18 protein-coding genes are annotated in these 18,173 nt (G+C 67.2%); 16 read left to right on the top strand and 2 right to left on the bottom strand.

The features are described from left to right. Positions 1 to 10: 10 nt before the first annotated feature. A complete protein-coding gene (gene map, locus CAL11_RS11435; protein ID WP_033461333.1) occupies positions 11 to 832 on the bottom strand; it encodes a type I methionyl aminopeptidase in 822 nt (273 codons plus the stop codon). 784 nt (positions 833 to 1,616) lie between these two features. Between map and rpsB the strand changes: the two genes are divergently transcribed. The 16 genes from rpsB to CAL11_RS11355 all read left to right on the top strand — a co-directional run bounded on the left by rpsB (position 1,617) and on the right by CAL11_RS11355 (position 17,235). Beyond that, positions 1,617 to 2,366, top strand: coding sequence for a 30S ribosomal protein S2 (rpsB, locus tag CAL11_RS11430; RefSeq protein ID WP_033461332.1), 750 nt, complete (start codon positions 1,617 to 1,619; stop codon positions 2,364 to 2,366). Positions 2,367 to 2,549: 183 nt separating this feature from the next. Next, on the top strand, positions 2,550 to 3,428 hold the full coding sequence (gene tsf / locus CAL11_RS11425; protein WP_033461331.1) for a translation elongation factor Ts: 879 nt from the start codon (positions 2,550 to 2,552) through the stop codon (positions 3,426 to 3,428). A gap of 97 nt (positions 3,429 to 3,525) precedes the next feature. After that, a complete protein-coding gene (pyrH, locus tag CAL11_RS11420; RefSeq protein ID WP_010926571.1) occupies positions 3,526 to 4,242 on the top strand; it encodes a UMP kinase in 717 nt (238 codons plus the stop codon). Between the two features lie 14 nt (positions 4,243 to 4,256). Continuing rightward, on the top strand, positions 4,257 to 4,817 hold the full coding sequence (frr, locus tag CAL11_RS11415) for a ribosome recycling factor (protein WP_003811796.1): 561 nt from the start codon (positions 4,257 to 4,259) through the stop codon (positions 4,815 to 4,817). A gap of 166 nt (positions 4,818 to 4,983) precedes the next feature. Continuing rightward, on the top strand, positions 4,984 to 5,748 hold the full coding sequence (gene uppS, locus CAL11_RS11410; protein WP_033448391.1) for a polyprenyl diphosphate synthase: 765 nt from the start codon (positions 4,984 to 4,986) through the stop codon (positions 5,746 to 5,748). A gap of 19 nt (positions 5,749 to 5,767) precedes the next feature. After that, positions 5,768 to 6,625, top strand: coding sequence for a phosphatidate cytidylyltransferase (locus tag CAL11_RS11405; RefSeq protein WP_015063744.1), 858 nt, complete (start codon positions 5,768 to 5,770; stop codon positions 6,623 to 6,625). After that, positions 6,622 to 7,821, top strand: a complete 1,200-nt coding sequence (locus CAL11_RS11400; RefSeq protein WP_086092994.1) for a 1-deoxy-D-xylulose-5-phosphate reductoisomerase — start codon at positions 6,622 to 6,624, stop codon at positions 7,819 to 7,821. Before CAL11_RS11405 ends, CAL11_RS11400 begins: the two co-directional genes overlap by 4 nt. Before the next feature lie 39 nt (positions 7,822 to 7,860). Continuing rightward, on the top strand, positions 7,861 to 9,195 hold the full coding sequence (rseP, locus tag CAL11_RS11395; RefSeq protein WP_086092993.1) for an RIP metalloprotease RseP: 1,335 nt from the start codon (positions 7,861 to 7,863) through the stop codon (positions 9,193 to 9,195). A gap of 52 nt (positions 9,196 to 9,247) precedes the next feature. Then, positions 9,248 to 11,584 carry an outer membrane protein assembly factor BamA gene (gene bamA, locus CAL11_RS11390; protein ID WP_015063747.1) on the top strand — a complete coding sequence of 779 codons (2,337 nt, stop codon included), beginning with the start codon at positions 9,248 to 9,250 and terminating at the stop codon, positions 11,582 to 11,584. A 125-nt stretch (positions 11,585 to 11,709) separates the two neighbouring features. Continuing rightward, a complete protein-coding gene (locus tag CAL11_RS11385) occupies positions 11,710 to 12,273 on the top strand; it encodes an OmpH family outer membrane protein (RefSeq protein ID WP_003811782.1) in 564 nt (187 codons plus the stop codon). Between the two features lie 8 nt (positions 12,274 to 12,281). Continuing rightward, positions 12,282 to 13,373, top strand: a complete 1,092-nt coding sequence (lpxD, locus tag CAL11_RS11380; RefSeq protein ID WP_015063748.1) for a UDP-3-O-(3-hydroxymyristoyl)glucosamine N-acyltransferase — start codon at positions 12,282 to 12,284, stop codon at positions 13,371 to 13,373. Positions 13,374 to 13,444: 71 nt separating this feature from the next. Beyond that, positions 13,445 to 13,900 (top strand): 3-hydroxyacyl-ACP dehydratase FabZ, encoded by a 456-nt coding sequence (gene fabZ / locus CAL11_RS11375; protein ID WP_003811776.1) that lies wholly within the window; start codon positions 13,445 to 13,447, stop codon positions 13,898 to 13,900. Beyond that, a complete protein-coding gene (gene lpxA, locus CAL11_RS11370) occupies positions 13,901 to 14,695 on the top strand; it encodes an acyl-ACP--UDP-N-acetylglucosamine O-acyltransferase (protein ID WP_086092992.1) in 795 nt (264 codons plus the stop codon). Beyond that, a complete protein-coding gene (lpxB, locus tag CAL11_RS11365) occupies positions 14,692 to 15,873 on the top strand; it encodes a lipid-A-disaccharide synthase (protein WP_033461328.1) in 1,182 nt (393 codons plus the stop codon). Before lpxA ends, lpxB begins: the two co-directional genes overlap by 4 nt. Then, positions 15,860 to 16,465: a ribonuclease HII gene (rnhB, locus tag CAL11_RS11360; RefSeq protein WP_086092991.1), complete on the top strand. Its 606-nt coding sequence runs from the start codon at positions 15,860 to 15,862 to the stop codon at positions 16,463 to 16,465. Before lpxB ends, rnhB begins: the two co-directional genes overlap by 14 nt. Further along, a complete protein-coding gene (locus CAL11_RS11355; RefSeq protein WP_015063752.1) occupies positions 16,462 to 17,235 on the top strand; it encodes a TrmH family RNA methyltransferase in 774 nt (257 codons plus the stop codon). The genes rnhB and CAL11_RS11355 overlap by 4 nt, the downstream gene beginning before the upstream one ends. A 9-nt stretch (positions 17,236 to 17,244) precedes the next feature. On the opposite strand, the gene ppsR is transcribed toward CAL11_RS11355, so the two are convergent. Then, positions 17,245 to 18,072 carry a posphoenolpyruvate synthetase regulatory kinase/phosphorylase PpsR gene (ppsR, locus tag CAL11_RS11350; protein WP_015063753.1) on the bottom strand — a complete coding sequence of 276 codons (828 nt, stop codon included), beginning with the start codon at positions 18,070 to 18,072 and terminating at the stop codon, positions 17,245 to 17,247. Between the last annotated feature and the right edge of the window lie 101 nt (positions 18,073 to 18,173).

The raw sequence follows: 18,173 nt of genomic DNA, 5'->3' as shown, positions 1-18,173 counted from the left end.
GGGGCGGGGGTCAGAGGGCCGGGATTTCGACCGGCCGCGTCACGAAGGCCGGCGGGGCGGGCATGCCGGGCGAAACCGTCAGCACCTCGTAGCCGGTGTCGGTGACCAGCACCGTGTGCTCCCACTGGGCCGACAGGCTGTGGTCGCGTGTCACCACCGTCCAGCCGTCGGCCAACTGGCGGATCTCGCGCCGGCCGGCGTTGATCATGGGCTCGACCGTGAACAGCATGCCGCTCACCAGCTTGACGCCGGTGCCGGGCTTGCCGTAGTGCAGCACCTGCGGGTCTTCGTGGAAGCGCTGGCCGATGCCGTGGCCGCAGAATTCGCGCACCACCGAGAAACCCTGCGCCTCGGCGTATTTCTGGATGGCATGGCCGATGTCGCCCAGCGTGGCGCCGTTGCGCACCTGTTCGATGCCTTTCCACATGCAATCGTAGGTGATCTCGGTCAGGCGGCGCGACAGGATCGAGGGCTCGCCCACGTGATACATGCGGCTGGTGTCGCCGAACCAGCCATCCTTGATGATGGTGACGTCGATGTTGAGCGAATCGCCGTTCTTGAGCACCTTGTCGCCCGGTATGCCGTGACAGACCTGGTGGTTGACCGAGGTGCAGATGGCGCCGGTGAAAGGGGGGTAGCCGGGCGGGGCGTAGCCTATGGTGGCCGACTTGACCTTCAGTTCGTCGGTCAGATAGGCCAGGCACAGCTTGTCCAGCTCGCCGGTCGTGACGCCTGGTTTGACGTACGGAGTAATGAAGTCGAGGATTTTGGCGGCGTCTTGGCAGGCGGCGCGCATTTTGGCCAGATCGGCCGGATCGGTAACGATGCCCATGTATCTGCTTGAGTAGCGCGGTCGAAAAATAGTAGAATTATAGGCTTGCCTGGAAAAGCATGCCCTCATCTTGGCCCGGACTGTGGTTTGCGGGCCGGTTTCAGCGGCGATTTCAGGGGCAGTTTGGGCGGCCTTTGCGGACGTAGTCGCAGACGTAGAGCTGCGGACGTAGTCGCATAGGAGGCTTGGGCTGTTCTGGCCGGTGATGGAGCAGGGCGGGCAGGCAAGTAGCAAAGCAATAAGTGTAAGGCTATACGGTTTGTCTTGTGTACGCACGGTGTCTGGCCCGGTTCGGGGTGGGCTTGTGCGGGGCGAGGCAGGCCGGATGGGCCGGATGGCTGGGAAAGGGTAGACTGGCTTGCGGTTGGCGCGTTGCGCGATATCGCGGGTTGATGTGGCACCATTTCTCGATCGACGCTTTAGAGCAGCGGTGCAGGCGCGGTGTGGGCGCCCGGCTTAAGTTCTTGGCGGCTCGCGCTGGCGGGTTGCCTGAAGAACTGCCCCGGGGCCTGATTCCAGTGGCCCGATTCCGCTGCCAACAAGGCAGGCAACCAGGCGGCCGGCAATATCGGCCGCCAGGGCGATCGAGACAGGTGGCGGCACTCGGTACGCCCGCGACCGTCTGGGTTCATTGCCGCGTCCGTGGTTCGTGGCGCGGCGATCGGTCGGCCCGGTTTGTTTTTTTATTTCATCCTGTTTGTCAGGAAATCGCGCGTTACTCCACCCAGGGTGTCGGTTCTGTCCGATGCAGGTGTAGCGCAAGACTTAACCCTCGGAGATAATTATGTCCCTCATGCGTGAAATGCTGGAAGCTGGCGTCCACTTCGGCCACCAGACCCGTTACTGGAACCCCAAGATGGCCCCGTACATCTTCGGTCACCGTAACAAGATTCACATCATCAACCTCGAGCAGACGGTCGCCAAGTACCAGGAAGCCTCGAAGTTCGTCAAGCAGCTGGTTGCCCGTGGCGGCAACATCCTGTTCGTCGGCACCAAGCGCGCCGCGCGCGAACTGGTGGCCGCCGAAGCCGCCCGTTGCGGCATGCCCTACGTCGACGCCCGCTGGCTCGGCGGCATGCTGACCAACTTCAAGACGGTCAAGAGCTCGATCAAGCGCCTGAAGGACATGGAAGCCATGGTCGCCGACGGCGGCTTCGAGCGCATGACCAAGAAGGAAGGCCTGCTGTTCCAGCGCGAGCTGGACAAGCTGAACAAGTCGATCGGCGGCATCAAGGACATGAACGGCCTGCCCGACGCGCTGTTCGTCATCGACGTCGGCTACCACAAGATCGCGGTCGCCGAAGCCAAGGTGCTGGGCATTCCGGTCGTGGCCGTGGTTGACACCAACCATTCGCCCGACGGCATCGACCACGTCATCCCCGGCAACGACGACTCGGCCCGTGCCATCGCGCTGTACGCCAAGGGCATGGCCGACGCCGTGCTGGAAGGCCGCGAGCAGAACATCAATGGCCTGGTCGAGGAAATCGGCGAAGGCCAGGAAGAGTTCGTCGAAGTGCAGGACAACCAGGCCTGATAGCCGGTTGCCGCGCCGGCCGGGCCGGCAAGCCCCGGGCGCTGGACGCCCGGGCTGCCATCCGGCCGCCGGCGCCGAGGTGGGCTCCCACCTCACGACCCGCCCAGGCGGGTGCCATATCGAATCAACCATATGTCCCGGTTCATGCTTGCCGGGCCATGTATTAGCGAATTTGGAGCAAACATGGCTGAAATTACCGCCGCCCTGGTCAAGGAACTGCGCGAGAAGACCGATGCGCCCATGATGGAGTGCAAGAAGGCTCTGACCGAAGCCGAAGGCGATCTGGCCCGCGCCGAGGAAATCCTGCGCGTCAAGCTGGGCAACAAGGCCAGCAAGGCCGCCGCCCGCGTGACCGCCGAAGGCCTGATCGGCCTGTACATCGCCGCCGACGGCAAGCAGGGCGCCGTCATCGAAGTCAACTGCGAAACCGACTTCGTCGCCAAGAACACCGATTTCATCGATTTCATCAACAAGCTGGCCGAGCTGGTCGCCACGCAGAACCCGGCCGATGTGGCCGCGCTGTCGGCGCTGCCGTTCGGCGAAGGCACGGTCGAGACCACCCGCACCGCGCTGGTGGGCAAGATCGGCGAGAACATCTCGGTGCGCCGCTTCGAGCGCATCCAGACCCCGAATTCGCTGGCCAGCTACGTGCACGGCGGCAAGATCGGCGTGCTGGTCGAGTTCGCCGGCGCCGAAGAAGTGGGCAAGGACCTGGCCATGCACATCGCCGCGACCAAGCCCAAGGCCCTCAATGCCGATGGCGTCAATGCCGAAGACATCGCCGCCGAGCGCTCGGTGGCCGAGCAGAAGGCCGCCGAATCGGGCAAGCCCGCCGAAATCGTCGCCAAGATGGTCGAAGGTTCCGTGCAGAAATTCCTGAAGGAAGTTACTCTGCTGTCGCAGCCCTTCGTCAAGAACGACAAGCAAACGATCGAACAGATGCTCAAGGAAAAGGGCGCTTCGATCACCAAGTTCGTTCTGTTCGTCGTTGGTGAAGGGATCGAGAAGAAGACCGCCGATTTCGCTTCCGAGGTCGCCGCCGCCGCCGCTGGCCGCGCCTGACGCGTCATCGTAGGGGCCGGCCAGGGCGGGGCTTCCCGAACTGCCGGCCTATTTCTTGTCTTACACTTTCGTCGGATCGTTTCTCGGGATATCACCTATGAGCAGCAGATCATATAAACGGGTTCTTCTCAAACTTTCCGGCGAGGCGCTGATGGGCGAAGATGCCTTTGGCATCAATCGCTCCACCATCGTCCGCATGACCGATGAGATCGCCGAAGTCGCCGCCCTGGGCGTCGAGCTGGCCATCGTCATCGGCGGAGGCAATATTTTCCGTGGCGTCGCCCCGGGCGCGCAGGGCATGGACCGCGCGACCGCCGACTACATGGGCATGATGGCAACCATCATGAACGCGCTGGCGCTGCAGGACGCGCTCAAGCACAAGGGCGTCGACACGCGCGTGCAGTCGGCGCTGAACATCGACCAGGTGGTCGAGCCCTACATCCGGCCCAAGGCCCTGCGCTACCTCGAAGAGGGCAAGGTCGTGATCTTCGCGGCCGGCACCGGCAACCCGTTCTTCACCACCGATACCGCGGCCGCGCTGCGCGGTGCGGAGATCGGCGCCGAAATCGTGCTCAAGGCAACCAAGGTCGACGGCATCTACAGCGCCGATCCCAACAAGGATCCGACCGCGACCCGCTACGCGCGCATCAGCTTCGACGAAGCCATCGTGCGCCGGCTCGAAGTCATGGACGCCACGGCGTTCGCGCTGTGTCGTGACCAAAAGCTGCCCATCAAAGTGTTTTCGATCAACAAGTCCGGCGCCCTCAAGCGGGCCGTCAGCGGCGAAGACGAAGGCACGCTGGTACACGTTTAAGAAAAGGAAATTCCATGAGCGTCGCAGATATTCGTAAATCCGCTGAAACCAGGATGGCCAAGTCGCTTGAAACGCTCAAGGCGAGCCTGGCCAAGATCCGCACGGGCCGCGCCCATACCGGCATCCTGGATCACGTGCAGGTCGAGTACTACGGCTCGCCGGTGCCGATCAGCCAGGTCGCCAACGTGAACCTCGTCGATGCCCGCACCATCAGCGTGCAGCCCTACGAGAAGAGCATGGCGGGCCCGATCGAGAAGGCGATCCGCGAGTCGGACCTGGGCCTGAACCCGGTCTCGATGGGCGAAACCATCCGCGTGCCGATGCCCGCCCTGACCGAGGAGCGCCGCCGCGACTTGACCAAAGTGGTCAAGAGCGAAGGCGAGGACGCCAAGGTGGCGGTGCGCAACCTGCGCCGCGAAGCCAACGAGGCGCTCAAGAAACTGGTCAAGGACAAGGAAATTTCCGAGGACGACGAGCGTCGTGCCCAGGATGACGTCCAGAAGCTGACTGATCGTGCCGTCGGCGACATCGACAAGATGATCGTCCAGAAAGAAGCGGAAATCATGACCGTATAATTCCGCTAGAGGTATCGGGGCCGTATGGACGGCTCCGGTGCCGATATAGGAATCTGTTCCGTACGCGCCGTCCCGGCCGCGCCGCTCCCGTCGGATTTGGCGCAGGCGCGACGGCGCAGGCTTTTGCAATACCTTTTTGCTTGCCGCCTTGCGCCAAGCCCCTGCCATGGCACTCAGTTCGACTCAGGCGATTCCGGAAACGGGGGACATCCCCCGGCACGTAGCCATCATCATGGACGGCAACGGCCGCTGGGCGACGCGCCGCCACCTGCCGCGCACGGCGGGGCACGCCAAGGGCGTGCACGCGGTGCGCCGCGTGGTCGAGGCCTGCGGCCGGCGCGGGGTGCGCTACCTGACCCTGTTCGCATTCAGCTCCGAGAACTGGCGCCGTCCGGCCGACGAAGTGTCGCTGTTGATGCGCCTGTTCGTGCAGGCGCTCGAGCGCGAAGTCGACAAACTGCAGGAGCAGGGCGTGCGCCTGCACGTGGTGGGAGACCTGAGCGCGTTCGAGCCCAAGCTGCAGGAGCTGATCGCCCAGGCGCAGGAGCGCACCGAGCACAACGATCGGCTGCACCTGACGGTGGCGGCCAATTACGGCGGCCGCTGGGACATCCTGCAGGCCACGCGCGCCATGCTGCGCGCCGATCCGGGCCTGGCCCAGGATCCCGACCGCATCGACGAGGCGCGGCTGGCCGAGCATCTTTCGATGGCCTGGGCGCCGGAACCGGACCTGTTCATCCGCACCGGCGGCGAACAGCGCATCTCGAACTTCCTGGTCTGGCAGCTGGCCTACGCCGAGTTCTATTTCACCGAACAGTTCTGGCCCGATTTCGGCGCCGACGAGCTCGATGCCGCCTTCGAGTGGTATCGCACGCGCGAGCGGCGCTTCGGCCGCACCAGCGCGCAATTGCGCGGCGGCGCCAAGCGCTGACCCCCAAGGAGACGTATTCATGCTGGGCCAGCGCATCATCACCGCCGCCGTACTGCTTGCCGTCCTGGCCCTGACCCTGGCGCTGGCCAACCCCTGGTGGTTCGTCGCCTTGCTGGCGCTGGGCGCGGCCTGCGCCGCCTGGGAGTGGCTGCGGCTGACCGTGCGCCAGCCCCCCTCGGCGGCGCTGTGCATCGGCCTGGCGGCGGCGCTGCTGGCGGCGATGCTGGCCATGGCGCGGGCCTGGATCCAGGGCGGCGTGCCCGGCCTGCGGCTCGAGATCTGGGTCGGCTACTGGCTCACCCCGGCGGTCGTGGCCGTCTGGCTGCTGGGCGCCGGCTCGGCGGTCGTGCGCGGCCGCGCCGACGCGCCGGCGGCCAGCCTGGGCTGGACGCTGTTCGCCATTCCCGCCGTGCTGGCCGCCTGGTCGGTATTGGCGCTGATGTACCTGTCGCGCGGCGGCGCCTACGTGGTGTCGCTGCTGGCGCTGGTGTGGGTGGCCGATATCGCCGCCTATTTCGCCGGCCGTGCCTTCGGCAAACGCAAGCTGGCGCCGCGGGTCAGTCCCGGCAAGACGGTGGCGGGCGCGGTGGCCGGCGTGCTGGGGGCGGTCGCCTGGATCGCCCTGAGCAGCCAGTGGGACGGAACTTATGGCCAGGCGCTGGTCGAACGCTGGTCCTGGTGGCTGGCGTTGCCGGTGGCCGCCTTGCTGGGCGTCGTATCCATCGTCGGCGACCTGTTCGAGTCCTTGCTCAAGCGCCGCGCCGGCCGCAAGGATTCCAGCGCGCTGCTGCCCGGCCACGGAGGCGTCTATGACCGCATCGACGCGATCCTGCCGGTGGCGCCGCTGGCGCTGCTCATGTCTGGAGTGTTGTTTTGACCCGCTTTCAACGCGTCGCCGTCCTGGGATCGACCGGATCGATCGGCGACAGTACGCTCGACGTCATCGCGCGCCACCCCGATCGGCTGGGCGTGTATGCCCTGTCGGCCTATAGCCGCATGGACAAGCTGGCCGCCCAGGCGGCCGCTTGCGGCGCCGCCGTGGTGGTGGTGCCCGACGATGCGGCGGCCGCGCGCTTTCGCGCCGCCTGGCGCGGCAACGCCGCCGTGCCCGAGGTGCGGGTCGGGCCCCGCGCGCTGGCCGAGACGGCCGCCGCGCCCGAGTGCACCACGGTCATGGCCGCCATCGTCGGCGCCGCCGGCCTGCCGGCGGCCCTGGCCGCGGCGCAAGCCGGCAAGCGGGTGCTGCTGGCCAACAAGGAGGCGCTGGTGGCGGCCGGGTCGCTGTTCATGGCGGCCGTGCGCGACAACGGCGCCGAATTGCTGCCCATCGACAGCGAACACAACGCCATCTTCCAGTGCATGCCGCAGGGCGCCCGGGCGACCGCGCCCACCGCGCCCGCGCCCGGCGTGCGGCGCCTGCTGCTGACCGCCTCCGGCGGCCCGTTCCGGCGCCAGGATCCGGCCGATCTGCACGAAGTGACGCCGGCCCAGGCCTGCGCGCATCCCAACTGGAGCATGGGGCGCAAGATCTCGGTCGATTCGGCCACCATGCTGAACAAGGGGCTGGAGGTCATCGAGGCCCATTGGCTGTTCGCCATGCCGTCCGAGCGCATCGACGTGCTGGTCCATCCGCAGAGCGTGGTCCATTCCATGGTCGAGTACGAGGACGGCTCGGTGCTGGCGCAGCTGGGCCAGCCCGACATGCGCACCCCCATCGCCTACGGGCTGGGTTTCCCGGAGCGCCTGGCCAGCGGGGTGGGGCTGCTGGACCTGACGCGCTGGGGGCGGCTGGATTTCGAGCAGCCCGACCTGCAGCGCTTTCCGTGCCTGGCGCTGTCGTTCGAGGCGCTGCGCGCCGGCCAGCCGGCCTGCGTGGCCCTGAACGCGGCCAACGAAATCGCGGTCGCGGCGTTCCTGGAAGGACGCCTGCGCTATACCTGGATCGCCCGGGTCATCGAGGCGGTGCTCGAGTGGCAGGCCAAGCAGGCATCTGTTACCCTGACCAGCCTGGATGACGTGCTCGACCTGGATGCGCGCGCGCGCTCATTCGCCGGCAATCTCGGCCTGGCGTGACGCGCCGGGCCGCCTTTCGCGTCCACCCGAGTCTGATCCATGCTTTTCACGCTGCTGGCCTTCGTCGTCGCCCTGGGCACCCTGATTACGTTCCACGAACTGGGCCACTACTGGATCGCCCGGCTGTGCGGCGTGCGCGTGCTGCGCTTTTCCGTCGGGTTCGGCCGGGTGCTGGCGCGCCGCACCGACCGCCACGGCACCGAGTGGGCCATTTCCGCGATTCCCCTGGGCGGCTACGTCAAGATGCAGGACGATCCCCCCGCCGGCGCCAGCGCGGCCGAGGCGGCGCGGTCCTTCAATGCCCAGCCGGTCGGGCGCCGCATCGCCATCGTGGCGGCCGGGCCGCTGTTCAATCTTTTCCTCGCCGTGGTCCTGTATGCCGGCCTGAACCTGGCCGGCACCGAAGTGCCCGCGCCGGTGGTGGGCCAGCCGGCGGCCGGCACGCCGGCCGCGCAGGCCGGCCTGGCGGCCGGCGACCGCATCGAGGCGGTGCAGGGGCGCGCGGTCGATTCCTGGAACGACGCGCGCTGGCGCCTGCTGGACGTGCTTTCCAGCCAGGGCGAGGCGCAGCTGGAGGTGCGCGGCGCCAACGGCGCGGCGCGCGGGCTCGTGCTGCAGGTGCCGGGCGGCAATCGCCTGGACCCGGCCGACGGCGACCCGCTGGCCGAGACCGGCCTGCGCCTGGCCCAGCCCAGGCCGGTGGTGCGCGAGGTCATCGCGGGCGGCGCCGGCGAGCAGGCCGGCCTGCGCGGCGGCGACCTGATCGTGGCGGCCGGCCAGGCCGCCGACCTGGACGCCGGCGCGCTGGTGGCCCTGATCCAGCGCCATGCCGGCCAGCCCCTGGCCCTGACGGTGCAGCGCGGCGCCGACCGGCTGACCCTGACCGTGGTGCCGCGCGCCGAGTCCGTGCAGGGCCAGGAGGTGGGCCGCATCGGTGTGCAGCTGGGCGGGGACATCCCCATGGTCACGGTGCGCTACGGGGTGGTGGACAGCGTCTGGCGCGGGGTGCAGCGCACCTGGGACACGGCCTGGCTGTCGTTGCGGATGATGGGCCGGATGGTGCTGGGCGAGGTCTCCTGGCGCAATATCAGCGGCCCGGTCACGATCGCCGATTACGCCGGCCAGACGGCCCGGATCGGCCTGGAAGCCTATATTGCCTACCTGGCGCTGATCAGTATCAGCCTGGGTGTATTGAACCTGCTGCCGATACCCATGTTGGACGGAGGGCATCTGCTGTACTATCTCGTCGAAATTGTAAAAGGCAGTCCCGTTTCCGAGCGCTGGATCGACATCGGCCAGCGAGCCGGCATCGGCCTGCTCGCAGGATTGATGGGATTGGCACTGTTTAATGATTTTGCGCGCCTGTTCACTTAGGCACGAATAGAATAAAATCCCCCGCCATTTGCACGACCGAGGATACCCAAGGATGTCTCTACGCCGGATGTTTCACCACAAAAAGGGCGTTATACCGGGTTTGTTAGCCGCCGCGCTTCTCGCGCCCGCGCTGGCCCATGCCTTCGAGCCCTTTGTCGTGCGGGATATCCGCGTGGAGGGCATTCAGCGTACCGACGCCGGCACGGTGTTCGGCTACCTGCCGGTCAAGGTCGGCGAGAAGTTCACCGACGAAGAGGCCACCGAGGCGGTGCGCCGCCTGTACGGCACGGGCTTTTTCAGCGACGTGCAGATCCAGACCGACAACAACGTGGTCGTGGTCGTGGTGCAGGAACGGCCCACGATCGCCTCGATCAGCTTCAATGGCATGCGCGAGTTCGACTCCAAGGCCATTACCAAGTCGCTGGCGCAGGTGGGTTTCGGCGAAGGGCGCATTTTCGACCAGTCCATGCTCGAGCGGGCCGAGTACGAACTGAAGGAACAGTACCTGGCCAAGGGCAAGTACGGCGTCGAAGTCACCGCGACGGTCACGCCGCTGCCGCGCAACCGGGTGGGCGTCAGTTTCGACGTGTTCGAAGGCGAAGTGGCCAAGATCCGCGAAATCCGCGTGGTCGGCAGCAAGGCCTTCTCGGAAAGCGATCTGCTCGACCAGTTCGACCTGACCACGCCGGGCTGGCTGACCTGGTACACCAATACCGACAAGTACTCGCGCGAGAAGCTGGAAGGCGACATCGAGCGGCTGCGCTCGTTCTACCTGGACCAGGGCTACCTGGAGTTCACGGTCGAGCCGCCCCAGGTCACCATCTCGCCCGACCGCAAGGACATCTACATCACCATCACCGTGCACGAGGGCGAGCCCTACAAGGTGCGCGAGGTGAAGCTGGCCGGCAATCTGATGGGCCTGGACAGCGAAATCAACAACCTGGTCGAGATCAAGCCGGGCGAGGTGTTCTCCGCCGCCAAGGCCAACAACTCGGCCAAGGCCATCACCGACTACCTGGGCGACCTGGGCTACGCGTTCGCCAACGTCAACCCCAACCCGCAGCTCGACCGCGCCAAGCACGAGGCCGACGTCACGTTCTACGTCGACCCGAGCCGCCGCGTGTACGTGCGCCGCATCCAGATCGGCGGCAACACGCGCACCCGCGACGAAGTGGTGCGGCGCGAAATGCGCCAGCAGGAAGCCGCCTGGTACGACGCGGGCGACATCAAGGTGTCGCGCGACCGCGTCGACCGCCTGGGCTATTTCAACGAGGTCAACGTCAAGACCGATCCGGTGCCGGGCTCGCCCGACCAGGTCGACGTCAACGTGGACGTCAAGGAAAAGCCCACCGGCATCATCAACCTGGGCGTGGGCTACGGTTCGTCCGAAAAGGCGATCCTGTCGGCCGGCATCAGCGAAGACAACGTATTCGGCAGCGGCACCAACCTGACGCTGCAGTTGAATACCAGCAAGACCAACCGCGCCGTGGTGCTTTCGCACACCGATCCGTATTTCACCAAAGACGGCATCAGCCGCACCACCTCGGCGTACTACCGCGTCACCGAGCCGTGGGACAACAACGACGGCGACTACCGCGTGAAGGCCATGGGCCTGGGCATGAACTTCGGCGTGCCCATCTCCGAGTACGACCGGATCTTCCTGGGCGGCACGTTCGAGCGCAACCAGATCGACCTGTACAACAACTCGCCGCTGGCCTATCGCGACTTCGTCGACCAGTACGGCGATTCGACCAACGCGCTGATCTTCAACACCGGCTGGTCCAAGGACACGCGCGACAGCGCGCTGGCGCCGACCAAGGGCGCGTACACGCGCCTGAAGGGCGACTTCTCCACGATGGACCTGAAGTACTACCTGCTGACCGCGCAGCAGCAGTACTACCTGCCGCTGGGCCGCAGCTACACGCTGGCCTTGAACGGCATGATCGACTATGGCCGCAGCTATGGCGGCCTGGACTATCCGGTGATCAAGAACGTGTACGCCGGCGGCATCGGCACGGTGCGCGGCTACGAGGGCGCCTCGCTGGGCCCGCGCGACCGCCTCACGGGCGACTACATCGGCGGTTCGCGCCGCATGGTGGCCAACGCCCAGCTGTACCTGCCGTTCCCGGGGGCCTCGAAGGACCGCACGCTGCGCTGGTTCGTATTCACCGATGCTGGCCAGGTCGCGGCCGGCAGCGGCATGTCGTGCACGGCCGGCAAGCCGGGCAGCGAAGTGGAGGATCCGTGCGGCTGGCGCTTCTCGGCCGGTATCGGCCTGTCGTGGCAGTCGCCGCTGGGCCCGCTGCAGCTGTCGTATGCCCGCCCGCTGAATTCCAAGTCCGGCGACGACACGCAGGCGTTCCAGTTCCAGATCGGCACGGGCTTCTGACCGCTTCGGGGAAGCCTGCGAGCCGTTACGCATGAAAACATGGGAAATGGCCGGTTGCCCGGCCGTCCCGCAGTTTAGTGGCACAATATCGTCTTTGCTTTACCTCATTGGAAGGTGAGATTTTCATGATGTCTGATTTCGCACTTAATACCTCGGGTTCCAAGCGCGCCAAACGAGGGGCCGGCAAGCTGGGCGTATCGCTGGCGCTGGCGGGTGCTTTGCTGTTCGGGTCGTCTGCGGCGGTCACCGCGCAGGCGCAAGGCACCAAGATCGGCTTCGTGAACACGGAGCGGATCCTGCGCGAATCGGGTCCCGCCAAGGCGGCGCAAAGCAAGATCGAATCCGAATTCAAGCGCCGCGACGACGAACTGCAGCGCCTGAGCAGCAGCCTGCGCTCGCAGGCCGAGAAATTCGACAAGGACGCCCCGGTGCTGTCGGAGTCGGACCGTGTCAAGCGCCAGCGCGAGCTGAGCAACCTCGACATGGACCTGCAGCGCAAGCGCCGCGAGTTCCAGGAGGACTTCAACCGCCGCCGCAACGAAGAGTTCTCGAGCATCGTCACCAAGGCCAATGACGCCATCAAGCGCATCGCCGAGCAAGAGAACTACGACCTCATCATCCAGGACGCCGTTACGGTCAACCCCCGTATCGACATCACCGACAAGGTGATCCAGAGCCTGGGCCGATAAGCACGCCCATGCCGGTTCTGCTGGACCCTGAAAACGCGCTCGCTCTCGATGTCCTGCTGGCCGGCACCGATGCCAAGGGGCTGGACTGGCACCTGAGCGCCCCCGATGCCGCCGATCTGCCCAGGATCCGCGGCATCGGCACGCTGTCTTCGGCGGGAAGCGAGGAAATCAGCTTCCTGTCCAATCCCCGCTACCAGAATCAGCTGGCCACCACGCGCGCGGCCGCGGTCATCGTGACGCCCGACGTCGCGCAGGCCCGGCAGGAGCAGGGCGGGGCGGGCCCCGTGCTGGTGGCGTGCAAGCATCCCTATCTGCTGTATGCGCGCCTGGCGCAGTGGTTCGAGCGCGCCAGCCGGCCTGCCGGGCCCGCCGGCGTGCACCCGTCCGCGGTGGTGGACCCCAGCGCCGAGATCGACGCCGATGCGCGCGTCGGCGCGCAATGCGTCATCGAGGCGGGCGCCCGCATCGGGCGCGGCGCCAGGCTGGGGCCGGGCTGCGTGGTCGGCGCCGGCTCCACGGTGGGGGCCGACAGCCTGCTGCATCCGCGGGTCACCCTGTATGCGGGCGTGCACGTGGGCGAGCGGGCCATCATCCATAGCGGCGCCGTGCTGGGCGCCGACGGCTTCGGCTTCGCGCCGGACCCCACGCTGGGCCGCGGCGCCTGGGGCAAGATCCCGCAATTGGGCGGGGTGAGGGTGGGCAACGACGTCGAGATCGGCGCCAACACCACCATCGACCGCGGCGCGCTGGACGACACGGTCGTGGGCGACGGCGTGAAGCTGGACAACCAGATCATGGTGGCGCACAACGTGCGGATCGGCGCCCATACCGCCATTGCCGCCTGTGTCGGCATCGCCGGCTCGACCACCATCGGCGAGCGCTGCACCATCGGCGGCGCCTCGATGCTGTCGGGGCACCTGGCCATCGCCGACGACGTCAATATCTCGGGCGGCACCGCGGTGACATCGAACATCGCGAAGGCCGGCCGCTACACCGGCGTGTATCCTTACGCCGAACACAGCGAATGGCAGCGCAACGCCGCGGTCATTCAGCAATTGGCGCTGCTGCGCCGGCGCCTGCGGGCCCTCGAGCGGGAATAATCCCGCGCGGCCCGCGCGCCCGGTTGGCGGCGCGTTGCAACATAATCTATTTTTGCTTTGCAGGAAAACAAATGGAACTCGACATCAAGGGGATCATGGACCGGCTGCCGCATCGCTACCCGATGCTGCTGATCGACCGTGTGCTGGAGATGGTGCCCGGCAAATCCATCGTTGCCATCAAGAACGTCTCGATCAACGAGCCGTTCTTCACGGGCCATTTTCCGCACCATCCGGTCATGCCGGGCGTGCTGATCGTCGAGGCCATGGCGCAGGCTTCGGCCCTGTTCTCGTTCACCGACGAGAACGGCGGGCTGAAGTGCGACGGTGCCAAGACCGCCTACTACCTGGTGGGCATCGACGGCGCGCGCTTCCGTAAACCCGTGGTGCCGGGCGACCAGTTGCGGCTGGAGGTCGAGGCCGAGCGCCTGTCGCGTACCATCTGCAAGTACCAGGGCCGGGCCCTGGTCGACGGCCAACTGGTCGCCGAAGCCAAGCTGATGTGCGCGATCCGTAGCCTGGAAGAGTAAATGTCAGGAAACATCCATCCCACCGCCGTGGTAGACCCCGCGGCACAGATCGACAGTTCGGTCGTGATCGGCCCGTACAGCGTGGTGGGGCCGGGAGTCAGCATTGCCGCGGGCACCGAGGTCGGCGCGCACTGCGTGCTCGACGGCGTGACCAGCATCGGGCGCGACAACCGTTTCTACCGCTTCTGCTCCATCGGCGGCATGCCGCAGGACAAGAAATACAGCGGCGAACCGACACGGCTGGTCATCGGCGATCGCAACACGGTGCGCGAGTTCACCACGTTCAACACCGGTACGGTGCAGGACGGCGGCGTGACCAGCATCGGCGACGACAACTGGATCATGGCCTACGTGCACATCGCGCACGACTGCCATATCGGCAACAACACCATCCTGGCCAACTCGGTGCAGCTGGGCGGCCACGTGCACGTGGGCGACTGGGCCATCGTGGGCGGTCTGACCGGCGTGCACCAGTTCGCCAAGATCGGCGCGCACAGCATGACCGGCGGCAACAGCTCGTTGATGCAGGATGCGCCCCCGTTCGTGCTGGCCGCGGGCAATCCGTGCCGGCCCGTGGGCGTCAATGTCGAAGGCCTGAAGCGGCGCGGTTTCCCGGCGGCGGCCATCTCGGCGCTGCGCGATGCGTACAAGTCGATCTACCGGCGCGGACTGTCGCTGGACGAGGCGCGCGCCGAGCTGCGCGCGCGCCAGCAGGCCGAGCCGGATGTCGCCGAGCATCTGCAGACCATGCTGGACTTCCTGGACGCTTCGACGCGCGGCATCATCCGGCCATGAGCCTGCGCATAGGCATGGTCGCCGGCGAGCCTTCGGGCGACCTGCTGGCCGGGCGCATCATCGCGGGCCTGCAGGCCCGCACGCCCGATGTGCGCTGCGCCGGCATCGGCGGGCCCCAGATGGCGGCGCGCGGCTTCGAGGCCTGGCACCCCATGCATGCGCTCACGGTGTTCGGCTACATCGACGCGTTCAAGCGGATTCCCAGCCTGCTGTCGACCTACGGCGACGTCAAGCGGCGCCTGCTGGCCGACCCGCCGTCGGTGTTCGTGGGCATCGACGCGCCGGATTTCAACCTGCGCCTGGAGCACCAGCTGCGCCAGGCCGGCACCCCCACCGTGCATTTCGTCGGCCCCTCGATCTGGGCCTGGCGCTACGAGCGCATCAACAAGATCCGCGCCGCCGTCTCCCACATGCTGGTGCTGTTTCCGTTCGAGGAAGCGCTCTATCGCAAGGAAGGAATTCCGGTGACCTATGTCGGCCATCCGCTGGCCGGCGTGATCCCCATGCAGCCCGATCGGGCCGCGGCCCGCGCGCGGCTGGGCATCGACGCCGACGCGCGCGTGCTGGCCATCCTGCCGGGCAGCCGCTCGTCCGAGATCCGCCTGCTCGCGCCGCGTTTCCTGCAGGCCGCGGCCGAGCTGGTGCGGCGCGATCCGCGCCTGCAGTGCGTGGTGCCCATGGTCAATCCGCAGCGGCGCGCCGAGTTCGAGGCCATCGCGGCCCGCCATCCGGTGCCGGGCCTGCGCTGCGTGACGGCCGCCGACGGGCAGGGCGAGACGCCGGTGGCCTGGTCGGTCATGGAGGCAAGCAACGCCGTCCTGGTGGCCAGCGGCACGGCCACGCTGGAAACGGCGCTGTACAAGCGCCCCATGGTCATTTCGTATGTGCTGTCGCCGTGGATGCGGCGCATCATGGCCTGGAAATCGGGGCAGCAGCGTCCCTACCTGCCGTGGGTGGGGCTGCCCAATGTGCTGCTGCGCGATTTCGCCGTGCCGGAGCTGCTGCAGGACGATGCCACGCCGGCCGCGCTGGCCGAGGCAACCTGGCAGGCGCTCACCGACGAGGCGGGCGCGGCGCGTATCGAGGCGCGCTTTACCGCCTTGCACCAGGACTTGCTGCGCGATACGCCGGCGCTGGCCGCCCAGGCGATTCTGGAGGTGGCCGGTGGAGCAGCCTGACCTGTTCGGCACGCTGGCGCCGCTGCCCGCCATCATCGCCGGGGTCGACGAAGCCGGCCGCGGCCCGCTGGCCGGCGCGGTCTACGCGGCCGCCGTCATCCTGGACCCGGAGCGGCCGGTCGATGGCCTGGCCGACTCCAAGGTGCTCAAGGCCGAGCAGCGCGAAGCGCTGGCCGGGCAGATCCGCGCCCAGGCGCTGGCCTGGTTCGTGGCCAGCGCCAGCGTGCAGGAAATCGACAGCCTGAACATCCTGCGCGCCACCATGCTGGCGATGCAGCGGGCGGTGGCCGGCCTGGCCGTGGCGCCGGAACTTGCCATGGTCGACGGCAACCAGGCGCCCAAGCTGCGCTGCGCCGTGCAGACCGTGATCAAGGGCGATGCGCTGGTGCCGGCGATCTCCGCCGCGTCGATCCTGGCCAAGACGGCGCGCGACGCCGATCTGTTGCGCCTGCATGCCCTGTATCCCCAGTACGGATTCGACCAGCACAAGGGCTACGGCACGCCGCAGCACCTGTCCCTGCTGCGCGAGCACGGCCCGTGCCCCGAACACCGGCGCAGTTTCGCGCCGATCAAGGCGTACGGCGCGCCATGAAACACCTGAGCTCGCGCGACAACCCGGCGGTCAAGGCGTTGCACAGGCTGGCCGCCGGCGGCGGCCGCCGCGACGGCCGCATCCTGCTCGACGGGGTGCATCTGTGCCAGGCCTGGCTGGCGCACCAGGGCGCGCCCATCCAGGCGCTGTTCGACGCCGCGCGGCTGGACCATCCCGAGATCCGGGCCCTGGCCGACCAGGTGCCGCCGCAGCACTGCCTGGCGCTGGATTCGCGCCTGCTGCAGGGGCTGGCCAGCGTAGAAAGCGGCCAGGGCGTGGTGTTCGTGGCCCACGCGCCCGAGCCGGCGCTGCCCGAGCGCATCGACGAGAACTGCGTGCTGTTCGACCGGATCCAGGATCCGGGCAATGTCGGCACCTTGCTGCGCACCTGCGCGGCGGCCGGCGTGCGCCGGGTGCTGCTGGCCGCCGGCACGGCCGCGGCATGGTCGCCCAAGGTGCTGCGCAGCGGCCAGGGCGCGCATTTCGCCCTGCATATCCACGAACACCTGGATCTGGAGGCGGTGCTGCCGCGGCTGGACGTGCCGCTGGTGGCGACCACCCTGGAGCGCTCGGGTTCGCTCTACGACACGGACCTGCCGGCGCGCTGCGCCTGGGTGTTCGGCCACGAAGGGCAGGGCGTGGCCGAGGCGCTGCTGCGGGCCGCCGCGTTGCGCGTGCACATCCCGCACGAGGCGGCGGCGGTCGAGTCGCTCAATGTGGGCGCGGCCGCCGCCATCTGCCTGTTCGAGCAGCGGCGCCAGCGCCGCTGATCCGCGCGCCTAGACGCGCTCCAGCCCGACTTCCTGCAGCACCGTGGTGGCGATCTCCTCGATCGACTTGGTGGTCGTCGACAGCCACGAAATGCCCTCGCGGCGCATCATGCGTTCGGCCTCGGCCACTTCGTAGCGGCATTGCTCCAGGCGCGCGTAATGGCTGTTGGGGCGGCGTTCGTTGCGCACCTCGGCCAGCCGCTCGGGCTGGATCGACAGGCCGAACAGCTTGCCGCGGTACGGCGCGATGGTCTTGGGCAGCGCGCCGCGTTCGAAATCATCCGGGGTGAGCGGGAAATTGGCGGCCTTGACCGCGTACTGCATGGCCAGGTAGAGGCTGGTCGGCGTCTTGCCGCAGCGCGACACGCCAACCAGGATCACGTCGGCCTGGTCCAGCTGGTTGACGAACTGCCCATCATCGTGCGCCAGGCTGAAGTTGATGGCGTCGATACGGTTGCGGTATTTCTCGGAGTTGGCCGCCATGTGGGAGCGGCCGATGGAATGGCTGGACTTCAAGCCCAAGGCCTGCTCGATGTGGCTGACGAATGTTCCAAAAAGGTCGAGGAAAACACCGTTCGACTGGCGAACAAGCGCCAGGATCTCGGGGTTGACCAGGGTGCTGAAGACGATCGGCGGCACGCCGGCTTCGAGCGCGTTGCGGTTGATGCGCGCCACCACCTCGCGCGCCTTCTCCAGCGTATCGATGAAAGGCAGGCGTACGGGCTTGAAATTGACCTCGTCGAACTGCGATAGCACGGAGTGGCTGAAGGTCTCGGCGGTGATGCCGGTGCTGTCCGAAACGATGTAGACCGCACGTTCAATAGGGGTAGAAGTCATGTGTAAAAAATTCCAACCAGGTACCGGGTGGCTTGTGCTCAAGCGAGTACAATCGCCCCCTAATAAGTCACCCCAAGGGGCGGTCCAAGGCCAGTTTGGTC

Origin of the sequence: Bordetella genomosp. 6, from assembly GCF_002119705.1 — a bacterium.
GTDB lineage: Bacteria > Pseudomonadota > Gammaproteobacteria > Burkholderiales > Burkholderiaceae_B > Bordetella > Bordetella bronchiseptica_F.
Note: the sequence above shows the minus strand (reverse complement) of the source record. Positions and strands in the feature narration are given on the sequence as shown.